The 17,110-nt window shown below is 36.4% G+C and carries 15 protein-coding genes and 1 pseudogene; 5 read left to right on the top strand and 11 right to left on the bottom strand.

Features of this window, described 5'->3' with window-relative positions; genetic code table 11:
* Nucleotides 1-179 precede the first annotated feature (179 nt).
* From ACVRZH_RS08690 to ACVRZH_RS08675, 4 genes and pseudogenes are all read left to right on the top strand, one after another.
* Complete coding sequence (locus ACVRZH_RS08690) at nucleotides 180-620, top strand: ThiF family adenylyltransferase (RefSeq protein ID WP_447454905.1); 441 nt, start codon at nucleotides 180-182, stop codon at nucleotides 618-620.
* Nucleotides 621-622: 2 nt separating this feature from the next.
* The gene (locus ACVRZH_RS08685; protein ID WP_447454904.1) at nucleotides 623-1,372 is read left to right on the top strand and encodes an ABC transporter ATP-binding protein; all 750 of its coding nucleotides are present in this window, start codon (nucleotides 623-625) and stop codon (nucleotides 1,370-1,372) included.
* A complete protein-coding gene (locus tag ACVRZH_RS08680; RefSeq protein WP_447454903.1) occupies nucleotides 1,365-2,135 on the top strand; it encodes an ABC transporter permease in 771 nt (256 codons plus the stop codon). Before ACVRZH_RS08685 ends, ACVRZH_RS08680 begins: the two co-directional genes overlap by 8 nt.
* 253 nt (nucleotides 2,136-2,388) lie before the next feature.
* Nucleotides 2,389-2,661: pseudogene (locus ACVRZH_RS08675) on the top strand (IS982 family transposase); the annotation flags it as partial.
* Between the two features lie 106 nt (nucleotides 2,662-2,767).
* Here ACVRZH_RS08675 and ccpA read toward each other — a convergent pair.
* Both ccpA and ACVRZH_RS08665 read right to left on the bottom strand, forming a co-directional pair.
* Nucleotides 2,768-3,778 (bottom strand): catabolite control protein A, encoded by a 1,011-nt coding sequence (ccpA, locus tag ACVRZH_RS08670; protein ID WP_447454902.1) that lies wholly within the window; start codon nucleotides 3,776-3,778, stop codon nucleotides 2,768-2,770.
* A gap of 385 nt (nucleotides 3,779-4,163) precedes the next feature.
* Complete coding sequence (locus ACVRZH_RS08665) at nucleotides 4,164-4,982, bottom strand: PrsW family glutamic-type intramembrane protease (protein WP_447454901.1); 819 nt, start codon at nucleotides 4,980-4,982, stop codon at nucleotides 4,164-4,166.
* A gap of 167 nt (nucleotides 4,983-5,149) precedes the next feature.
* Between ACVRZH_RS08665 and ACVRZH_RS08660 the strand changes: the two genes are divergently transcribed.
* Complete coding sequence (locus tag ACVRZH_RS08660) at nucleotides 5,150-6,226, top strand: M24 family metallopeptidase (RefSeq protein WP_447454900.1); 1,077 nt, start codon at nucleotides 5,150-5,152, stop codon at nucleotides 6,224-6,226.
* Nucleotides 6,227-6,319: 93 nt separating this feature from the next.
* Here the strand turns inward: ACVRZH_RS08660 and ACVRZH_RS08655 are convergent, their stop codons facing one another.
* From ACVRZH_RS08655 to ACVRZH_RS08615, 9 genes are all read right to left on the bottom strand, one after another.
* Nucleotides 6,320-8,005 carry a cache domain-containing sensor histidine kinase gene (locus ACVRZH_RS08655; protein ID WP_447454899.1) on the bottom strand — a complete coding sequence of 562 codons (1,686 nt, stop codon included), beginning with the start codon at nucleotides 8,003-8,005 and terminating at the stop codon, nucleotides 6,320-6,322.
* Entirely contained in the window at nucleotides 8,002-8,736 is a 735-nt protein-coding gene (locus ACVRZH_RS08650; RefSeq protein WP_447454898.1) for a response regulator transcription factor, read from the bottom strand. Before ACVRZH_RS08650 ends, ACVRZH_RS08655 begins: the two co-directional genes overlap by 4 nt.
* Before the next feature lie 24 nt (nucleotides 8,737-8,760).
* Nucleotides 8,761-9,867: a peptide-methionine (R)-S-oxide reductase MsrB gene (gene msrB / locus ACVRZH_RS08645; RefSeq protein ID WP_447454897.1), complete on the bottom strand. Its 1,107-nt coding sequence runs from the start codon at nucleotides 9,865-9,867 to the stop codon at nucleotides 8,761-8,763.
* A 15-nt stretch (nucleotides 9,868-9,882) separates the two neighbouring features.
* Nucleotides 9,883-10,443, bottom strand: a complete 561-nt coding sequence (locus ACVRZH_RS08640; RefSeq protein WP_447454896.1) for a TlpA family protein disulfide reductase — start codon at nucleotides 10,441-10,443, stop codon at nucleotides 9,883-9,885.
* A 131-nt stretch (nucleotides 10,444-10,574) separates the two neighbouring features.
* A complete protein-coding gene (ccdA2, locus tag ACVRZH_RS08635; RefSeq protein WP_447454895.1) occupies nucleotides 10,575-11,282 on the bottom strand; it encodes a thiol-disulfide oxidoreductase-associated membrane protein CcdA2 in 708 nt (235 codons plus the stop codon).
* Nucleotides 11,283-11,541: 259 nt separating this feature from the next.
* Entirely contained in the window at nucleotides 11,542-11,766 is a 225-nt protein-coding gene (locus ACVRZH_RS08630) for an acyl carrier protein (protein ID WP_447454894.1), read from the bottom strand.
* Nucleotides 11,767-12,490: 724 nt separating this feature from the next.
* Nucleotides 12,491-14,215, bottom strand: coding sequence for a septation ring formation regulator EzrA (ezrA, locus tag ACVRZH_RS08625; RefSeq protein ID WP_447454893.1), 1,725 nt, complete (start codon nucleotides 14,213-14,215; stop codon nucleotides 12,491-12,493).
* 195 nt (nucleotides 14,216-14,410) lie between these two features.
* Entirely contained in the window at nucleotides 14,411-16,363 is a 1,953-nt protein-coding gene (gyrB, locus tag ACVRZH_RS08620; RefSeq protein ID WP_447454892.1) for a DNA topoisomerase (ATP-hydrolyzing) subunit B, read from the bottom strand.
* Nucleotides 16,364-16,372: 9 nt separating this feature from the next.
* On the bottom strand, nucleotides 16,373-16,930 hold the full coding sequence (locus ACVRZH_RS08615; protein WP_447454891.1) for an HAD-IA family hydrolase: 558 nt from the start codon (nucleotides 16,928-16,930) through the stop codon (nucleotides 16,373-16,375).
* Nucleotides 16,931-17,110: the final 180 nt, after the last annotated feature.

Here is a 17,110-nt window from a genome sequence, read left to right as displayed (position 1 = left end):
GCATGCGCCGTAAGAAATATGTCCTTGGTCTGTCCTTTGACCAGTATTTAAAACGACTATTGTAAGTCAAAAAATGTTTGTGGGAGAAAAATGGGGAAAAGACATTCTCATGCGTTTGTCGTGATAAAATCTCCTGAAATTTCATATATCGATAAGTTTATTGATATAATTATACTAAAATATTCATATGGAGTAAAAGTAAAAAACTCCAAATAAATAATGAAGCATGTATACGTAATAGTAAGCCATGTTTTTCAGCACTTGTAGGGAAAAAGAATGGACGAGTTTATTCAATAATTCCTAAAGAATCAGCTTGCTTTTATTGTCAGTATTTAGATGATTTGAAAATTAGACCAGAATATGCAGAAGAGCTTGAGACAGTTAGACATATTCGAAATAAAGATGAGCTTGATTTATTTAGAACCCCTAATGGAGCATTAGGGCCAGCTTGTTTATTCCATGGTTATTTTATTGCTTATGAAATAATGAGATATATCTTTTGGGGTTCAAGGATGCTACTGACATATAATAAGAGATTTAGTATTGATTTTCTAACGTTCCAACAAGAGTTTATCGAGCTAAATAAACATTCAGATTGCCCTGTTTGTTTTGAGAGGTAGAAATGGAAAAATTAAGAGTAGTTAACTTAAGTAAGAAGTATGACGATTTTGAAGCAGTTCGTAATATAAATTTTGAATTGAGCAGTGGGGAATGTCTTGGCATCTTAGGAGTGAATGGTGCAGGAAAAAGTTCAACATTAAAAATGATATACTCTGCTACTTCTATTACGTCGGGCTCGATTTTTATTGACGGAAAAGACATTACCTTAAATAGAGCAGAAAGTAAATCTAAGCTAGGGATTGTGACCCAAGATGATATGTTGGACTCGACACTTACAGTTATAGAAAATTTAATTGCTCATGGAATTTGTTATAACATTTCTAAACAAGAACTTAAAGAAAGAGCTTTAGAATTATTAACTTTTGTAAATCTAGATGGTCAGCAAAATAAAAAAATCGGGGAGTTATCTGGTGGGATGAGACGAAGAGTTTCTTTAGCACGTGCTTTGCTAAATAAGCCTGAGATTATTATTTTGGATGAGCCTACTGTTGGATTAGATATTCAGTCAAGAAATCTTATTTGGAATAAGATTAAAGAGTTAACAGAAGCAGGAGTCTCAGTTATTATAACTTCCCATTATATGGATGAAATAGAAAAATTAGCAGATAGGATTCTCATTGTCCATTCTGGTATTGTTAGTGCAGAGGGTACAGTTACGGACTTGTTAAAAGTTCATAACCAGGAAAGCTTAGAGGATTTATTTTTAAAATTGACCAGTGTAGAAAGAAAGGTACAGAGTAACCATGACTAAACTGTCCCTAATGTCTATAAGAAATGTTATAATTAGGAATTATATGAGTTTTAGAAATTTATTCAAAATTTCAATTATGCCAAACCTTATTGATCCATTATTTTACTTACTCGCAATGGGATTCGGATTAGGAAGTTATTTAACAACCGTTGGGGGAATGAGCTATCGAGACTTTATTATTACAGGTTTAATCTCCGCAACTGCGATGACAGCTGCTACTTCTGAAACAACAGTGAATGCATTTATACAATTTCGTATTGAAAAGACATATGATGCAATGCTGATGACCCCAATAAATACAGGGGATATAGTCATTGGTCAGTCTATTTGGGCTGGAATAAGAGCGTTAATCTTCGGAGGGATTTTTTTTCTGGTTTCTATTTTCATTAGCGGAAATTTCAATATCTTTTTTGTACTAATTCCAGTTGTTTTGTTTGTCGTTGGATACTTATTCGGTGTTTTAGGTTTAGCATTTACTTACATAGCTCCCTCAAGAGAATTTCTTAATTATTATAATGTATTAGTTATTCGACCACTATATATGTTTTCAGGTACCTTCTTTCCAATTTCGTCGATGCCTTCTGTTGTTCAGAAAATAACATGGGTATCCCCACTCTATCATGCTTCTAAGATAGTTAGAGGAATTTGGGTAAATCAGCTTGATGCGAATTTATTTGCGCATTTAATTTGGTTGTTGGTATTATCAGCAGTCTTGTCAATCATTCCTCTCTATGTTCTACATAAATCATATTTTAAATCATAAAAAAATATTTGGGATATAGAATAATATATAAACACCCGTGGTGCTAGTTGATGTCAAAGTATACTAAAAAGCCCAAAAGAGCTATACTGTAAGTGACGAAACAGACAGGAGGTAGTTCTTTTGAGCCACTTACAGTATACTGCAAAATCCCATCATTTACAACATCATTTACAATGGAGTATAGCACAATTAACTCAAATATGTTCTCAATGTTATCGTGATTATTGTCCCAAATCAATAAAACATCTTAAAAATGTTGGCCTCTCTAAGGTTTCTGAAGCTAAAAGATAAGTTGGGGCATAAAGGTTATCATTTGTGGACGCCCTTGCGTCAAAACATGGTCGGTGCAGAGCAACATAACAACAGGCAGTTACTAGCATGGAGACGGACAATTGAAACTCGCTTTGCGGAACTTTGTTCTCTATTTGATATTGAGCAGACGTTGGCTAGGGGACTATCTGGATTACAATTGAGACTTGAACAATTCATACTAACTTATAATTTGAAGTATTTTAAAATCAACTAGCACCACGGGTAACTAACTATAGCACAGTAACAACGACTATCAAAAAGAGCTTCCACAAAGGATGCTCTTTTCATTATCATATTATCTTTAGAAAGACACCATCTTTTTATGACGGTTTGCGACTTGATTGACGGACTTTCAACCCATGATTCAAAATGATTTCTTTTTCTTCTAGCTCTTCTTTGTTCATGATTTTGGTCAACATACGCATAGCCACTGCCCCTAAATCATAAATTGGCTGACTGATAGATGTCAGATTAGGGTTAGTGTAGTTAACAATTAGTGAGTCATCACTTGTAATAATTTCAAAATCTTCTGGGACTTTTTTACCTAGAGCAATCAAGCCATTAAGTAAACCTGCTGCGAGTTCATCATCACCGACATAGGCTGCAGTAGCTCCAGAATTGACAACACGCTCAGCCAAGTTATAACCATCCTTATAGTTATATTTTGCTTCAAAAACACAGGCTTCTTTATAATCTAAGCCGTTTTTCTTTAGACCTTTTTTATATCCCGCTAAACGTACTTTCCCATTGATATCATCAAACAAAGGTCCTGAAACAAAGGCAATTTTCTTATGATTTTTTGCAAATAAATCAACCACATCTTCAACTGCCTTAGCATAATCAATATTAACACTTGGTAATTGATGCTCTAAATCAACAGTTCCAGCCAAAACAACTGGTGTACGTGAACGTGAAAATTCAGCACGAATTTTTTCAGTCAAATGGTAACCCATGAAGATAATTCCGTCTACCTGTTTTGAGAAAAGGGTATTGACCACATTGACTTCTTTATCATCATCTTCATCACTAGAAGCCAAAATAATGTTATACTTATACATATTAGCAATATCGTCAATACCTTTGGCAAGTACAGCAAAATAGCTATTTGATATATTAGGAATAACAACACCGACAGTCGTTGTTTTTTTACTAGCCAATCCTCTAGCAACTGCGTTTGGACGGTAGTCAAGGCGCTCTATCACCTCCAAGACTTTTTGACGAGTATTTTCTTTGACATTTTTATTACCATTTACAACTCGGCTGACTGTTGCCATGGACACACCAGCTTCTCTGGCAACGTCATAGATCGTGATTGTATCATCTGTATTCATTATCTCTCATCCTTTCCTTTTGACTTTTTTGTAAGATACATTATAGGCTTAAATGATTGTGAATTTTCATCTTTTTTCAAAAAACAATCAGCCCTATCCCCATGAACAGTCAAATATATCTATTTAGTCTTCATATCTTCTCAAAGATTGAAAACAACGTTTTCAAATTTATTTTAGCATGATTTGGAAACACTTTCAAGCAAAAAAGTGAAAAAATGTTAAAATATTCCTAATGAAATAACCTGAAACAACAAATAGGTAAAAACAAGAATACAAAAAAACTGTATATCAAACAGGTATTAAAAATTCAACCTTTGATATGCAGTATATCATCTCTTTCATTTCTATTCCAAAACGGTTCACTGATAGCAAACTAACTTCAGAATTACTGATGTTCCACAAAAGTCTTATTATATAAAGCATAGCCAATAGCATCAATAAAGAGCCATAAACTCATGCCTGTTAATATAGCAATAGTCAATGTACTTTGATTTAATGGAGAGTTCCATATAAAATGTATTACTACTGGTCCAAAAGCCCATAAGCGTATTTTCCAACCAGGTAAATCCTTTGCTTTAGTCGCCATTAAATAAATACCTAAGGTTATTAAAGATGAGTACAAATAATGAGATGATAGCGCCCCTGATAACCGTGATAAAGCTGTTGGCATTGCAGTATTCATATCTAAAGCTGCTTCTGTCGCTACATAAGCCAAATCTTCGATGATTTGAAAACCCAATCCAGTCACTAAACCTGTAAAAAAGACCAATGACTTATTCCATTTTTTAAAGAAAAAGAGAACAAAAAAAGCAAATCCTGTCTTTAAAAATTCTTCAACGATAGGTGCTGTCAAGGCAGACTCCCATTCTGTAAATACCTTCTTAGATAAGATCAGTTCCCAAAACATACCAAGAAAGGCATTTCCATAAGAGGCCAACCACCCGGTGACAAATAAACCCGATAATAGCCCCATCAGAATAATATCTTTATCTAATCGCTGTGTTCTAACTACTTTTCTGATTAGAAAAAAAGCAGGAATGATATAGAAACTCAGCGTCAAAGCACTAAGCAAAAGCAGCAAATAATCTAAAGAAGACGCTTCAATGGTATAAAAAGCTGATAATTCAAAATCAAAACCATAAGCCACTAAAAAGAGCCATAAGGGCAAGAGTCGTCTCTGACGTTTTGTTAAATAATATGCCATAAAACCTCCGATTCCTCATTCTAGCAAATCGCTCTGTTTTCTGTCAATCAATACACCTAAAGAAGAAGTCGCAAAAAATCACTTGTTTTTTTCGGCAATATTTGACAAAATAGAGTATAATCTATTTAGGTTTACCTAATCAATAATGTATTAGAAAGGTCCTACTTATGACCAAAATTGAACTACTTCAAAAATCTCTTGAAAAACAGGAAATTTATGCTGCTGTCGTTTCTGATCCAGTCACCATTAACTACTTGACAGGTTTTTACAGCGACCCACATGAGCGCTATATGTTCCTCTTCCTAACTGCTGATAAAGAACCTCTGCTTTTCTTACCAGCTCTTGATGTTGCACGCGCTGAAAACCAACTCCATTTCCCTGTTGTTGGCTACGTTGATTCTGAAAATCCTTGGCAAAAAATCAAGGCAGTCCTTCCCAAGACAGATTTTTCAAAAGTTGCTGTTGAATTTGAACATCTTAACGTAACCAAATTTAAAGGCTTAGAATCTGTTTACTCAGCTGATTTTTGTGATTTAACACCGACTATCAATCACATGAGACTTATCAAATCAGCTGATGAAATTGAAAAAATGCACTTTGCTGGTCAATTAGCTGATGAAGCGGTCAATATCGGATTTCAATCTATTTCTTTTGAAAAAACAGAAACAGATATCGTCGCAGAAATTGGCTTTGAGATGAAGCGTAAGGGCTACGATATGAGTTTTGAAACTATGGTACTAACAGGTAACAATGCAGCTAACCCCCATGGCATTCCAGGAGCTAATCTGATTGAGAACGATGCACTTCTCCTATTTGACCTAGGAATTGCCGCCAACGGTTATATGAGCGATATGACCCGTACAGTTGCTGTCGGTAAACCTGATCAGTTTAAACAAGATATCTACGCTCTCTGTTTAGAGGCTCAATTAGCTGCCCAAGACTTCATCAAACCTGGTGTTACAGCTAGCGAAGTTGATAATGCTGCCCGCTCAGTCATCGAAAAAGCAGGATACGGTGACTACTTTAACCATCGCCTTGGTCACGGTATCGGCATGGGATTACATGAGTTCCCATCTATCATGGCGGGGAATGACCTCGTTATTGAAGAAGGCATGTGTTTCTCTGTTGAACCAGGCATTTATATTCCAAATAAGGTCGGAGTACGTATCGAAGATTGTGGTGTTGTTACCAAAAATGGTTATGACGTTTTCACAAAAACCCCTAAAACACTGTTACACTATTAAACAAAAGATACAAAAAACGGTTGGGACTCCCAACCGTTTTACCGTTCTATTAAAGTTCTCTAACAAGAAAAAGAGCTCTTAGTCTTAACTTTTCTAATTAGCAATCGGCAAATATAGGTGAATACGTGTATAGGCATCTGGCTCCGTCTCAATCTTCATTTGATATGACTCACCAAACTGTAATCTTAAACGTTCATCCACATTTTTCAAACCAACACCACCTAACACAATAGCAGATGGCTCTTTATCTGTCGAGGAAATCCCCTTACCATTATCTTCAATACTAATCCGCAAATAATCCAATTCTTCAGTTACACTGATAGTAATCATTCCGGGTCTAGAGACTTGCTTAATACCATGATAAATAGCATTTTCAACAATTGGTTGTAAGACTAACTTCGGTAATATAACACTATCAAAGTCACCCTTAGACTTTATTTGATAAGTCAATTGGTCACCATAGCGTTGTTTCTGAATATAAAGATACTGACTGACATGGTCAAGTTCATCTTTCAAAGTGATTTGTTCATGACCTTTGTTCAAGGCAAGACGGAAATATTTCGCCAAAGACTTGGTCAGCTCCACCACGCGCTCCTTGTCGTTAAATTCTGCCATCCAAATAATCGTATCCAAAGTATTGTAAAGAAAGTGAGGATTAATTTGACTTGCCAAGGCCTGTAACTCATAAGTTCTAATGGCCTTTTCCTTATCTTGAACAGCAATCATCAAGAGATCAATCTGATCCAACATTTTATTGAATTGTTTGGTTAAATCTACGACCTCAACAGAGCCTTTCTCTTCTGCTCTCAAGTGAGATTCTCCAGCTCCAATAGCTAACATGACTTGTCTAAAGTCTTTCAAAGGTTTAATCCACCATCGTAATAACCACCATATCCAAAGAAAACATAGCACAGTTGTTAAAAAACCAACCATCAAAAAAGTTAAAAGCAACTTATGCTGTAAGGATAACAAGCCATCTAAAGAAGCAACCCCAATCAAATGCCAATTACTGTCTGGTACAGGAATCTGGTAAACAAAAGTTTGATGGTCTTCAGTATAACCATCTCTAATAGCTATATAAGGAGCCATTTCAGCCATTTCTTGGCTCGAACGATACACCGTACTTTCGGGATGATAAACAAAGGCCTCTTGCTCATTGACAATAAAACTAAATCCATCTTTTCCAAGATTGAGTTGGTCAAGATAGGTTGCCATGGTTTGGTAATCACTATCTAATCGAAGAACACCCAGATTATTTCCTGACGAATCAGTAACCTCTTGAGTGACCGAAATTACCCAGTCTTCCCCTAGATCTTGACGAGCTGGAATCAGAACAGGAGAAGCATTTTGATGAATGGCTTCCTGATACCAATCCTCTTTCATCATATTGTCAGATGTCTTCATCGCTACATCAGGATTAGTTGATATCACTTGTCCGGTTTTAGTCACAAAAACTGCTGTAATCAAATCCCTATCCATTTTCAAAACAGTTTCAAAGAGAGAAGCTATAGATTCGGCATCCTCCTCATCACTTGTTTCTGCATAAGTTTTTAACAAGGGATGGTTGGAAAGGGCAGAACTAGTCTCCCTCATCCGATTAATATAAGCTGAAACAAATTGGCTACTTTGTTCAAGACTATCTCGGGTACTTGCTTCTGTCCTAGTACGAATAGCATTAGAACTCGTGTGGTAATAGATACTGCCAACAGTCGCAAAAATCAAGCAAAAACTAAGCACAACAGAGCCAAGTAATTGCAAGGATAAAGGATACCGCCTCACAAGTGCCCCCCTTTTTTAAATGCTCTCGGACTGACTCCAGTCACTTGCTTGAAACGCTGTGAAAAATAATTCATATCATCAAAACCAACCTGTTGAGCAACTTCATAGATTTTTAAATCCGTTGTGAGAAGTAAAAGTTTAGCCCGTTTAAAACGCTCTTGACTGACGTAATCTTGAAAAGGCTGACCCAATTCCTTCTTAATCAAACTGCTCAAGTAATTGGGATTGAAACCCAAGTCTTGTGCTAATCCCTTTAAACTTAAAGCTGAGTCAGATAGTCGATTTTGAATGGATTGAGCTAAATCAGAGTCCTCTGCTTCTCTTAATAATGCCGTCACATCATCACGCTTCTGCTCGGAATGTAACTTACTAAGAACAGCTGCCAACATCTTCTCAACATCATCTTTAGAAAAGGGTTTTAACAAATAATCATCCGCCCCTAATTTCAATGCGGTCACAGCGTAGTCAAAGGTATCATATCCTGTCAAGAACACCAAGCGGGTTTGAGGTGCTATTTCCTTAATCGCTTTTGCCAGACTGAGACCATCCATGATAGGCATGTTGATATCTGTCAAGACAACATCCTGTCTTTTTTCCTGAAACAGTTCCCAAGCCTGCTTGCCATTTTCAGCTTCATCCACAGCTGTGATGTCTAAACGGTCAAAATCAACCAAGCGTCTAATTCCTTGACGAACAAGGTATTCATCTTCCACAATTAACAGAGAGGTCATCTGCTCCTCCTTATGGCTTAATGATTAGTTGTCAACTTGCTCCAAAAGGTAGCCATAGCCCTCTTTTTCCATATCTGCCTTTGGAACAAAGCGAATAGAGAGGCTATTGATACAATAACGAAGACCACCACGCTCTTTAGGACCATCCGTAAAAACATGACCTAAATGTGAATCACCGACACGGCTACGAACCTCTGTACGTTCCATATTGAAACTCTTATCACTATGGTAAGTTGCTACATCTGGACTAATCGGTGTCGAAAAACTTGGCCAGCCACAACCTGATTCAAACTTATCCTTGGATGAGAACAAAGGCTCACCAGTGACAACATCCACGTAAATACCATCTTCAAATTGATCCCAGTACTCATTTGAGAATGCTCTTTCAGTATCATTTTCTTGAGTCACCGCATAAGCTTCAGGAGATAGTTTTGCCTTGATTTCACTATCACTTGGTTTACTATACAGTTTCTCATCAATAACTGGGTAAGAGGCAACATTAACATTGATATGACAATAGCCATTTGGGTTTTTCTGAAGATAATCTTGATGGTATTCCTCTGCACGAATAAAGTGTTCCAACTTTTCATGCTCTACTTGAATAGGCTTATCATACTTGGCTGCTAATTCGGTAAGTGCCTCAGTCACGATAACATTATCCGCTTCATCGCTCACATAAATTCCTGTACGATATTGGCGACCTCTGTCATTCCCTTGCTTATTGACACTTGTAGGGTCAATAATTCTAAAATAATGGAGCAATAACTCTCTCAAGCTGACTTGACCATCATCATAAGTGATGTGCACTGTCTCAGCATGATCTGTTTGGGCAATCAATTCGTACTGAGTTGTTGTTCCTTTACCATTCGCGTAACCTGATTCAGCATCAATAACTCCATCAACACGTGAGAAATATTCTTCAACTCCCCAGAAACAGCCACCAGCTAAATAAATATCTTTCTTTTGTCCACTCATTTTATATTCCCCTTTCGTTTTTTGTAAGGATAAATGCCTTTCTGGTAAGTCAATAGTTTGTTTTACCTCACCGACTGGTTTTTGACTTAGCCAAAAAACTCCTACAACTATTATTAATAATACCATAATTATGGCTATTAGGTTAGTTTTTGACATCGCTTACTCCTATCCTTATTTGAGTTCGGCTAATGTTTGCTGAATCATTTGTTCATCCATAAAACCGATTTGGGTTTTGGAAACAAAACCTTCAGAATTGATAAAAACATTTGTTGGGTAAGACCTAACATGATAGGCTTTTAGTAGTTCCCCTTCACGATCAAGAAGTACAGGTAAATCCTTATACCCTAAACCTTCAAACCACTTTTTAAACGAGGCCTCATCCTGTTCGCCCATCTGATTGGGAGCGACAACAGACAAAATAACTGTATCCTCATCAACTGACCTAGCCAATGTATTACTATCTTCAAGGCTAGCTAAACAAATAGAACACCACGATGCCCAAAATTTCAGATAAACCTTTTTCCCTTTAAAATCTGATAGATGATAGGTCTTACCATCAATCCCTTCTAATTTAAAGGATAACGCTTTATCCTCCTGATTAGATTCAGAAGTCATTTCTGTCTGTTGACTTGTATATGGAATAGCTTCTACCTTCTCATCATCCTGCTCACACGCTGTTAAAAAAGATAGAGCCAATAAGGTAATGGTTAACAATGATACTGTTTTTTTCATTTTATTTCTCCTATATTTTTTCACTATAAGATTGACTGATGTTCTATATCACCGATAACGCATGCAAGAACATTGAAGTACTCGCCTGTTCTACTAACGATATAAGCACACCAAACCGTCATCACTATATATTAAAAATGCGATAATAAACTAATTAGGCTATTGATATTACCAAACATCAACAAGATGCCCATGAGAATAATTAGCAAGCCACCTCCTTTTTTCATCAAGCTAAGATAGGGTTTGATTTTATTTACATGATTTAAAACCACTGATGATGCTATAGCCAAAACAAGAAAAGGTACAGCAAGCCCTAGTGTATACACAAACATAAGCAAGCCACCTTGAAAAGCTCCTTGGCCACCAGAAGCAGCTAACGCAAGAACTGAACTCAAAATCGGCCCTACACAAGGTGACCAACCCAAACTAAACGCTAAGCCCAGTAAAAAACTGCTCCACAACTCATGACGGTCAGACTTTTGATAGGATATTCCTCTCTGAAATTGCAAGGAGCTAATATTGATAATCCCCATTTGATGCAAGCCAAGCACAATAACAATACTACCCAACACGTAGGAAAACCAGTTGGTGTAAAGAATATGCCCTAAAAATCCAGCACCATAGCCTAAAATAACAAAAACCACAGATAAGCCTAGTAGAAACAACATTGTTTTAATCATGCCATACCACTCAAGTGTGAATCCCAAAATATTGAATCGTCGCTTTTTATCACCATCTAAAAGAATACCAGCATAGACGGGCAACAAGGGCAGAATACAAGGTGAAAAAAACGATAATAAGCCAGCTAAAAAGACTGATGCCATATAAATTACATTCATTATTGATGTTCTCCTTTACTAGTTGTTGATACTCATATTATAACCATTAAGAAAATCAAAAACTAGATAATCTCATCAGATAAAACTGTAATATGATAAGGTGTTTGATTATGTCTAAATGAGTTGAATAGTCTTAAGAATGCAACACTGCTCCTTTATCACCATTCTCTCGGATTAAACAAATAGCACGCTTTAAAGCATTATAAAAAGAGTAAGTTAACCTTGTTCCACAACAAAGTTAACTTACTCCAATAGTTTTTTATTTCATTAATGTTTCCACATAAGCTACTAAATCTGCGACGGTTTTCAATCCTTCTTCTGATTCAATTTGAATATCGAAAGTATCTTCAATTTCAGAAATAACTTGGAAAACATCTAAGGAATCTGCATCTAAATCTTCAAATGTCGTTTCTAAAGTGACATCATCAACATCTTTTCCAAGTTCCTCAACAATAATAGCTTGTACTTTTTCAAATACGGACATGATTTGCTCCTTTTTGCGAATAAATAATTTTTATATCTGTGACAAGCACAGTTTCTATAACGAATCGTTGGCTAAAAATGCTTCTCAATATACAACATTTAGACTAAACAGTCAAACTTTATGTCAAATTCTAAGAACCATTTGTTAAAAAACCATCTCTGTAAACACCATAAGAGACTAGGATGATTATAAACCATTCCCTTATGCATTTTTACATGCGTTTCAACAAGATAACCTTGTCTAAATCTATTTAAGCTAATTGTTACAGTGCCAAAACCAATACAAGTTAGGATAAACTAGCATTTAAGATAGTACCCGTCTTTTCGAGAATACCAAGTAAGCATTGACTTGATCTGCATCCAAGACACTCTTTTAATCATATTAGGTTTTGGAATTCGGATTAAGCATAAAATAAACTTAGATAATCAAAGGATAACAAAACTCAAGACAAATTGCAAGTTAAATTGTGAGTTTAACTTGTTCTAATTGTAGCCTTAAAATAGATGGAAGACCAACCAAAGCCAAAAAGAATTTCAAAAAGCTGTCGTTAAAAGCTTTATAAAGTATTTTTCAAACTTTATCAGTTCTTACTTAACTAGTCAAGATGAAGTCAAATATAATAACAAAAACGCCAAATGTAGCTTATTGCTCTTTGGCGTTTTTTATGTTAACTGTAGTGTCTATCACTAAGAATTGTCAATTTTAGTCAAGCACTTTTTGAGTACTAAAAACGTATCTTTTCTTTCGTCTTTTCATAAGAGGAAACAAAACGCTCTGTGACACCTGGCTCGACTAACTCTAAAGCATACGACATTTCTTCAAATGCTGAACGATAGTCGTACTGCTCTTCAAATAACTTCAAGGCATGTTCAAAACTGGTTTGTACATTTTGATCAAAACTACGGTATCTATTTGAATACTGTAACAATTGCTCAGTCAAGGTTGCATTTTGAACCACCTGATAGGTTGTATTCTCTAAATGCTCCATTGCAGATGAACTTGCTTGTACTAATCTAGATACTGTCGCAATATCAATACGTCCTCGACTCAATTCTTCCATAAGAGCTTCTTGTTGTGAACTTGTCGTAAAGAAGACACTCAAGAACTCATCGGGAATACCTGGAAGGTGACGTTTTTCCATATAACGCTTAATCACATGTAACTTATTAATATAGCTATCTAGCTGCTCTCTTGCTCTCACTTCTGCCTGCTCTAAATCTTTTAAGGACTCGTATAAAGCCATTTGGCCAGTTTCAACCTCTTGTAAAGATTTTGTCGCGTTATCAAAAATAACAGCTAACTCAGAATAAGGTTTCTCCTGAGCAGACAATTCATCAAGCGTTGGTAAAACCTTTTCCTCAACCTGTTTCAAGTCTTTAGTAAAAGATTGAATAGCGTTGGTGACACCATCTTCTAAAATATAATATTTTAATAAACGAGTGACTTCATCTGCAAGTTTCTGATTGTTCTCTTGAACATGTTTGAGATAATCAGGAAGATTAGCCATTGTTTTCTTAACATGTTGATGTGCTGCTATCTCACGCTCAAAAATATCATATAAGCTATCAATCTGTTCTTGAATATCTTGACTACCTGATTCAACTTTATCAAGATCTAAACTTGCCAAATCTGAAGTCGTTTCATGTAAGGCTTCGCGAATTTTTTGGAAACGTGCTTCAATATTACTCTCTGGGAAATGGTAATTATCTTCCAAAAGTTTACGGTAACCCAACTCTAAATCTTCAAGTTTATCAGGGAATGTCTGCTCAAGCTTATCAACAATAGCAGGAACTTTCTCTGTAATTTGACCTAAAGCTATGGTATGCTCTTCTGCTTTTTCCAAGATTTCTGCCGCTTCGATAGGATCACCAGATGTATTCAACGTCACAAACTGAGAAAACTCTGTTTGAATATTAACTAATTGCTTTGTGATTTCTCCCATAGCCGAACCAAAATGACTCTCTTGTTGAGAAATACTGTTTTGCAATTCCTCATACATATCCAAAGCGTAAGTCACACGTGAACTATTTTTATCTTCCTGCTCACGAAGAACTGCTAAGCCCTCTCTGATTGATTTGATATCTTCTTCAATGACATCCAACTGAGTTTCTATGCCTTTTATTTCGTGCTTTGCCTTTATAAAATTAAAAGTATCATTGTAACTTTCGACTTCAAAGATATGATTTTCAATATCACCAAAAGAATTGAGCGACAAATCAACCCACTTTTGATTCCATTCCCTAAAGCTTGTCTGACTTTGACCAATCAAATGCAAACCTTTAACAGCTTCGATTTCTTCATTGATAGGTAGAGTAAAAAGAGCATTTTTACGCTCCTCTAACTTCGCAATTACCATATCATTTCGTTTTCGGATTAAAATTCCGATCAGATAAGCAATAATAATAACTAAAATTATTGCAATTATCAGTAAGACGAGTCCGCTGGTCATCTTAATCTCCTTAAACACATGATCATTTGAAGGCTCTTACAAACGCGTTCGTCCATATAGCCAACTCTTTATCAAGCAACCCTTCGCAGGTCTTGCTCTGTCAATTGTTTATGACTTTTCATCAAAATAAGCGATAAAAAGCTATAATAATACGATTGTACCACAGTTTTAACTGTTTTTCAAAACATTCTTACACTAAATATCAAGATTGCCATAAACAGCATTTTCCTCGATAAATTCACGACGTGGTTCAACCTTATCACCCATCAACATATCAAAGACCCTATCAGCCTCTGCGGCATCATCAACAGAAACCCTTGCCATCAAACGTCTCTCTGGATCCATAGTGGTTTCCCATAATTGATGGTCATCCATTTCACCTAACCCTTTATAGCGTTGAACGGTTGGTTTCGAACGTCCCTGACTGTATTTGTCGAGAGCTATCTTTAACTTTTCTTCTTGGTCAAGACCTGGTTGGATGTATTCCTTAATCTCGCTACCAACCTTGACACCATAAATCGGTGGTTGAGCGATATAGACATAGCCAGCTTCTAAAATCGGCCTCATGAAACGGTAAATCAATGTCAGTAACAAGGTTCTGATATGAGCTCCATCTACGTCCGCATCTGTCATAATCACTAGCTTTTGATATCTAGCTTTGTTAACATCGAAATCCGAACCAAATCCTGTCCCCATAGCAGTGAAGAGACTTCTGATTTCTTCGTTAGCAAGAATCTTGTCCATTGTAGCTTTTTCAACGTTCAGGATTTTCCCACGAATTGGTAAAATGGCCTGAAATTCTCGGTTACGCCCTGATTTTGCTGAACCACCTGCAGAATCTCCTTCGACGATGAATAATTCATTTTGTTTAGGATCATTTGATGAACAGTCAGCTAACTTACCTGGTAAATTGGAAATTTCTAGACCAGATTTTTTACGAGTCACTTCACGAGCACGCTTAGCTGCTATTCTGGCTTTGCTAGCCAAGATACCTTTTTCAACAATCTTCTTAGCTATCTGAGGGTTTTCCAATAAGAAACGACCAAATGCTTCGCTAAACAGACGATTCGTAATCTTCACAACCTCACTATTACCAAGTTTGGTCTTAGTCTGTCCTTCAAATTGTGGATTAGGATGTTTAACAGAGATAACAGCTGTTAGCCCTTCACGAACATCTTCTCCTGTCAGATTATCTTCATTTTCTTTTAAAATCTTATTTTTCTTAGCATAATCATTAATCACACGAGTCAAGGCTGTACGGAAACCTTGTTCATGTGTTCCTCCTTCATGAGTATGAATATTGTTAGCAAAACTCAAAACATTTTCATGATAACCCGTGGTATACTGCATAGCTACCTCGACTGAGATACCATCCAATTCCCCGTCAGTATAGATTGGTGTTTCAAAAATGGTATCTTTATTGTCGTTGATAAATTCAACATAGCTGACAATACCACCCTCGTAATGAAACGCTTTGACTTGCTCTAATCCATCTCGTTTGTCTTCAATCGCAATTTTCAACCCCTTATTCAAGAAAGCGAGTTCTTGAATACGTTTTGCTAATTTGGCAAAATCAAATTCAGTCGTTTCCGTAAAAATTTCAGGATCTGGTGTAAAATGAACTGTTGTACCTGTACGCTCTGTATCCCCAATAATTGTCAGGTCATCAACAACGTGACCACGTTGATACTCTTGATAATAAATCTTACCATTTTTATAGACCTTAACATCTAGTTGGGTCGATAAGGCATTAACAACAGATGAGCCCACACCGTGAAGACCACCAGAAACCTTATAACCACCACCACCAAATTTACCTCCTGCATGGAGAACGGTAAAGACAGTTTCAACTGCTGGACGGCCGGTTTTCTCCTGAATATCAACAGGAATCCCACGTCCATCATCTATGACAGTTATTGAATTGTCCGACTCGATGATGACATTAATTTGGCTTGCAAAACCTGCCAAAGCTTCATCAATGGAATTATCAACAATTTCCCACACCAAATGGTGTAAACCCTCTTTTGATGTTGAACCAATATACATACCAGGACGCATCCGAACAGCTTCGAGGCCCTCTAAAACTTGAATTTGGCTGGCATCATAGGCTTGAGCCAATTCTTCCATGTTTTTATTTTCTTCTGTCATAACGCTTCCTTACTCTATTATTTCTAGTAAATCAAAAGACTCAGGTAATAATAAGGTGTCAAAACCTGCTGCCTGTCCAGCTTCAACATCAATTTCCCTGTCACCAATCACCAAGGCTTTATCAATATGATACTTATTTTTCAAGTATAGCATGCTCTCAGGACTAGGTTTACGAGCAAAACCATTGCTAGAGGTCACAACTTCTGTAAAATAAGTGAGAATACCTGTTTTTTCTAAAATCGCTAACAAGCTATCATTGCGGTGAGACACTAAAAAATTTCGGCCACCTTCATCAACAATCTTTGTCAACACATCGCTAGCCCCTTTGAATAAAATAGGTGTCTCCAAATATTTAGCTTCGATAGACTTATAAGCTTGTAAAAAGCCGTCCTCAATCTTAAAATAGTCATGAGCTACTTGTGTTGATATTTTTAATTGCTTATAAATTTCATCATAAGAAGCCTCTATACCAAAATGTTGTAATGTATCTCTAAAGGCTTGGGTAGACACCGCATAATTATCAAGTAAGGTGCCCCCTAAATCCCAGATATAATCCCGATATTTCATAACTTTTATTATATCATATTTTTAGATTTTATTCACCTTATCTCCCTAAAAATCACGACAAACGCATGAGAATGTCTTTTCCCCATTTTTCTCCCACAAACACTTTTTGACTTACAATAGTCGTTTTAAATACTGGTCAAAGGACAGACCAAGGACATATTTCTTACGGCGCATGCTCAT

This window comes from Streptococcus fryi (assembly GCF_053206505.1).
This window is presented reverse-complemented; position numbering and strand designations above follow the sequence as displayed.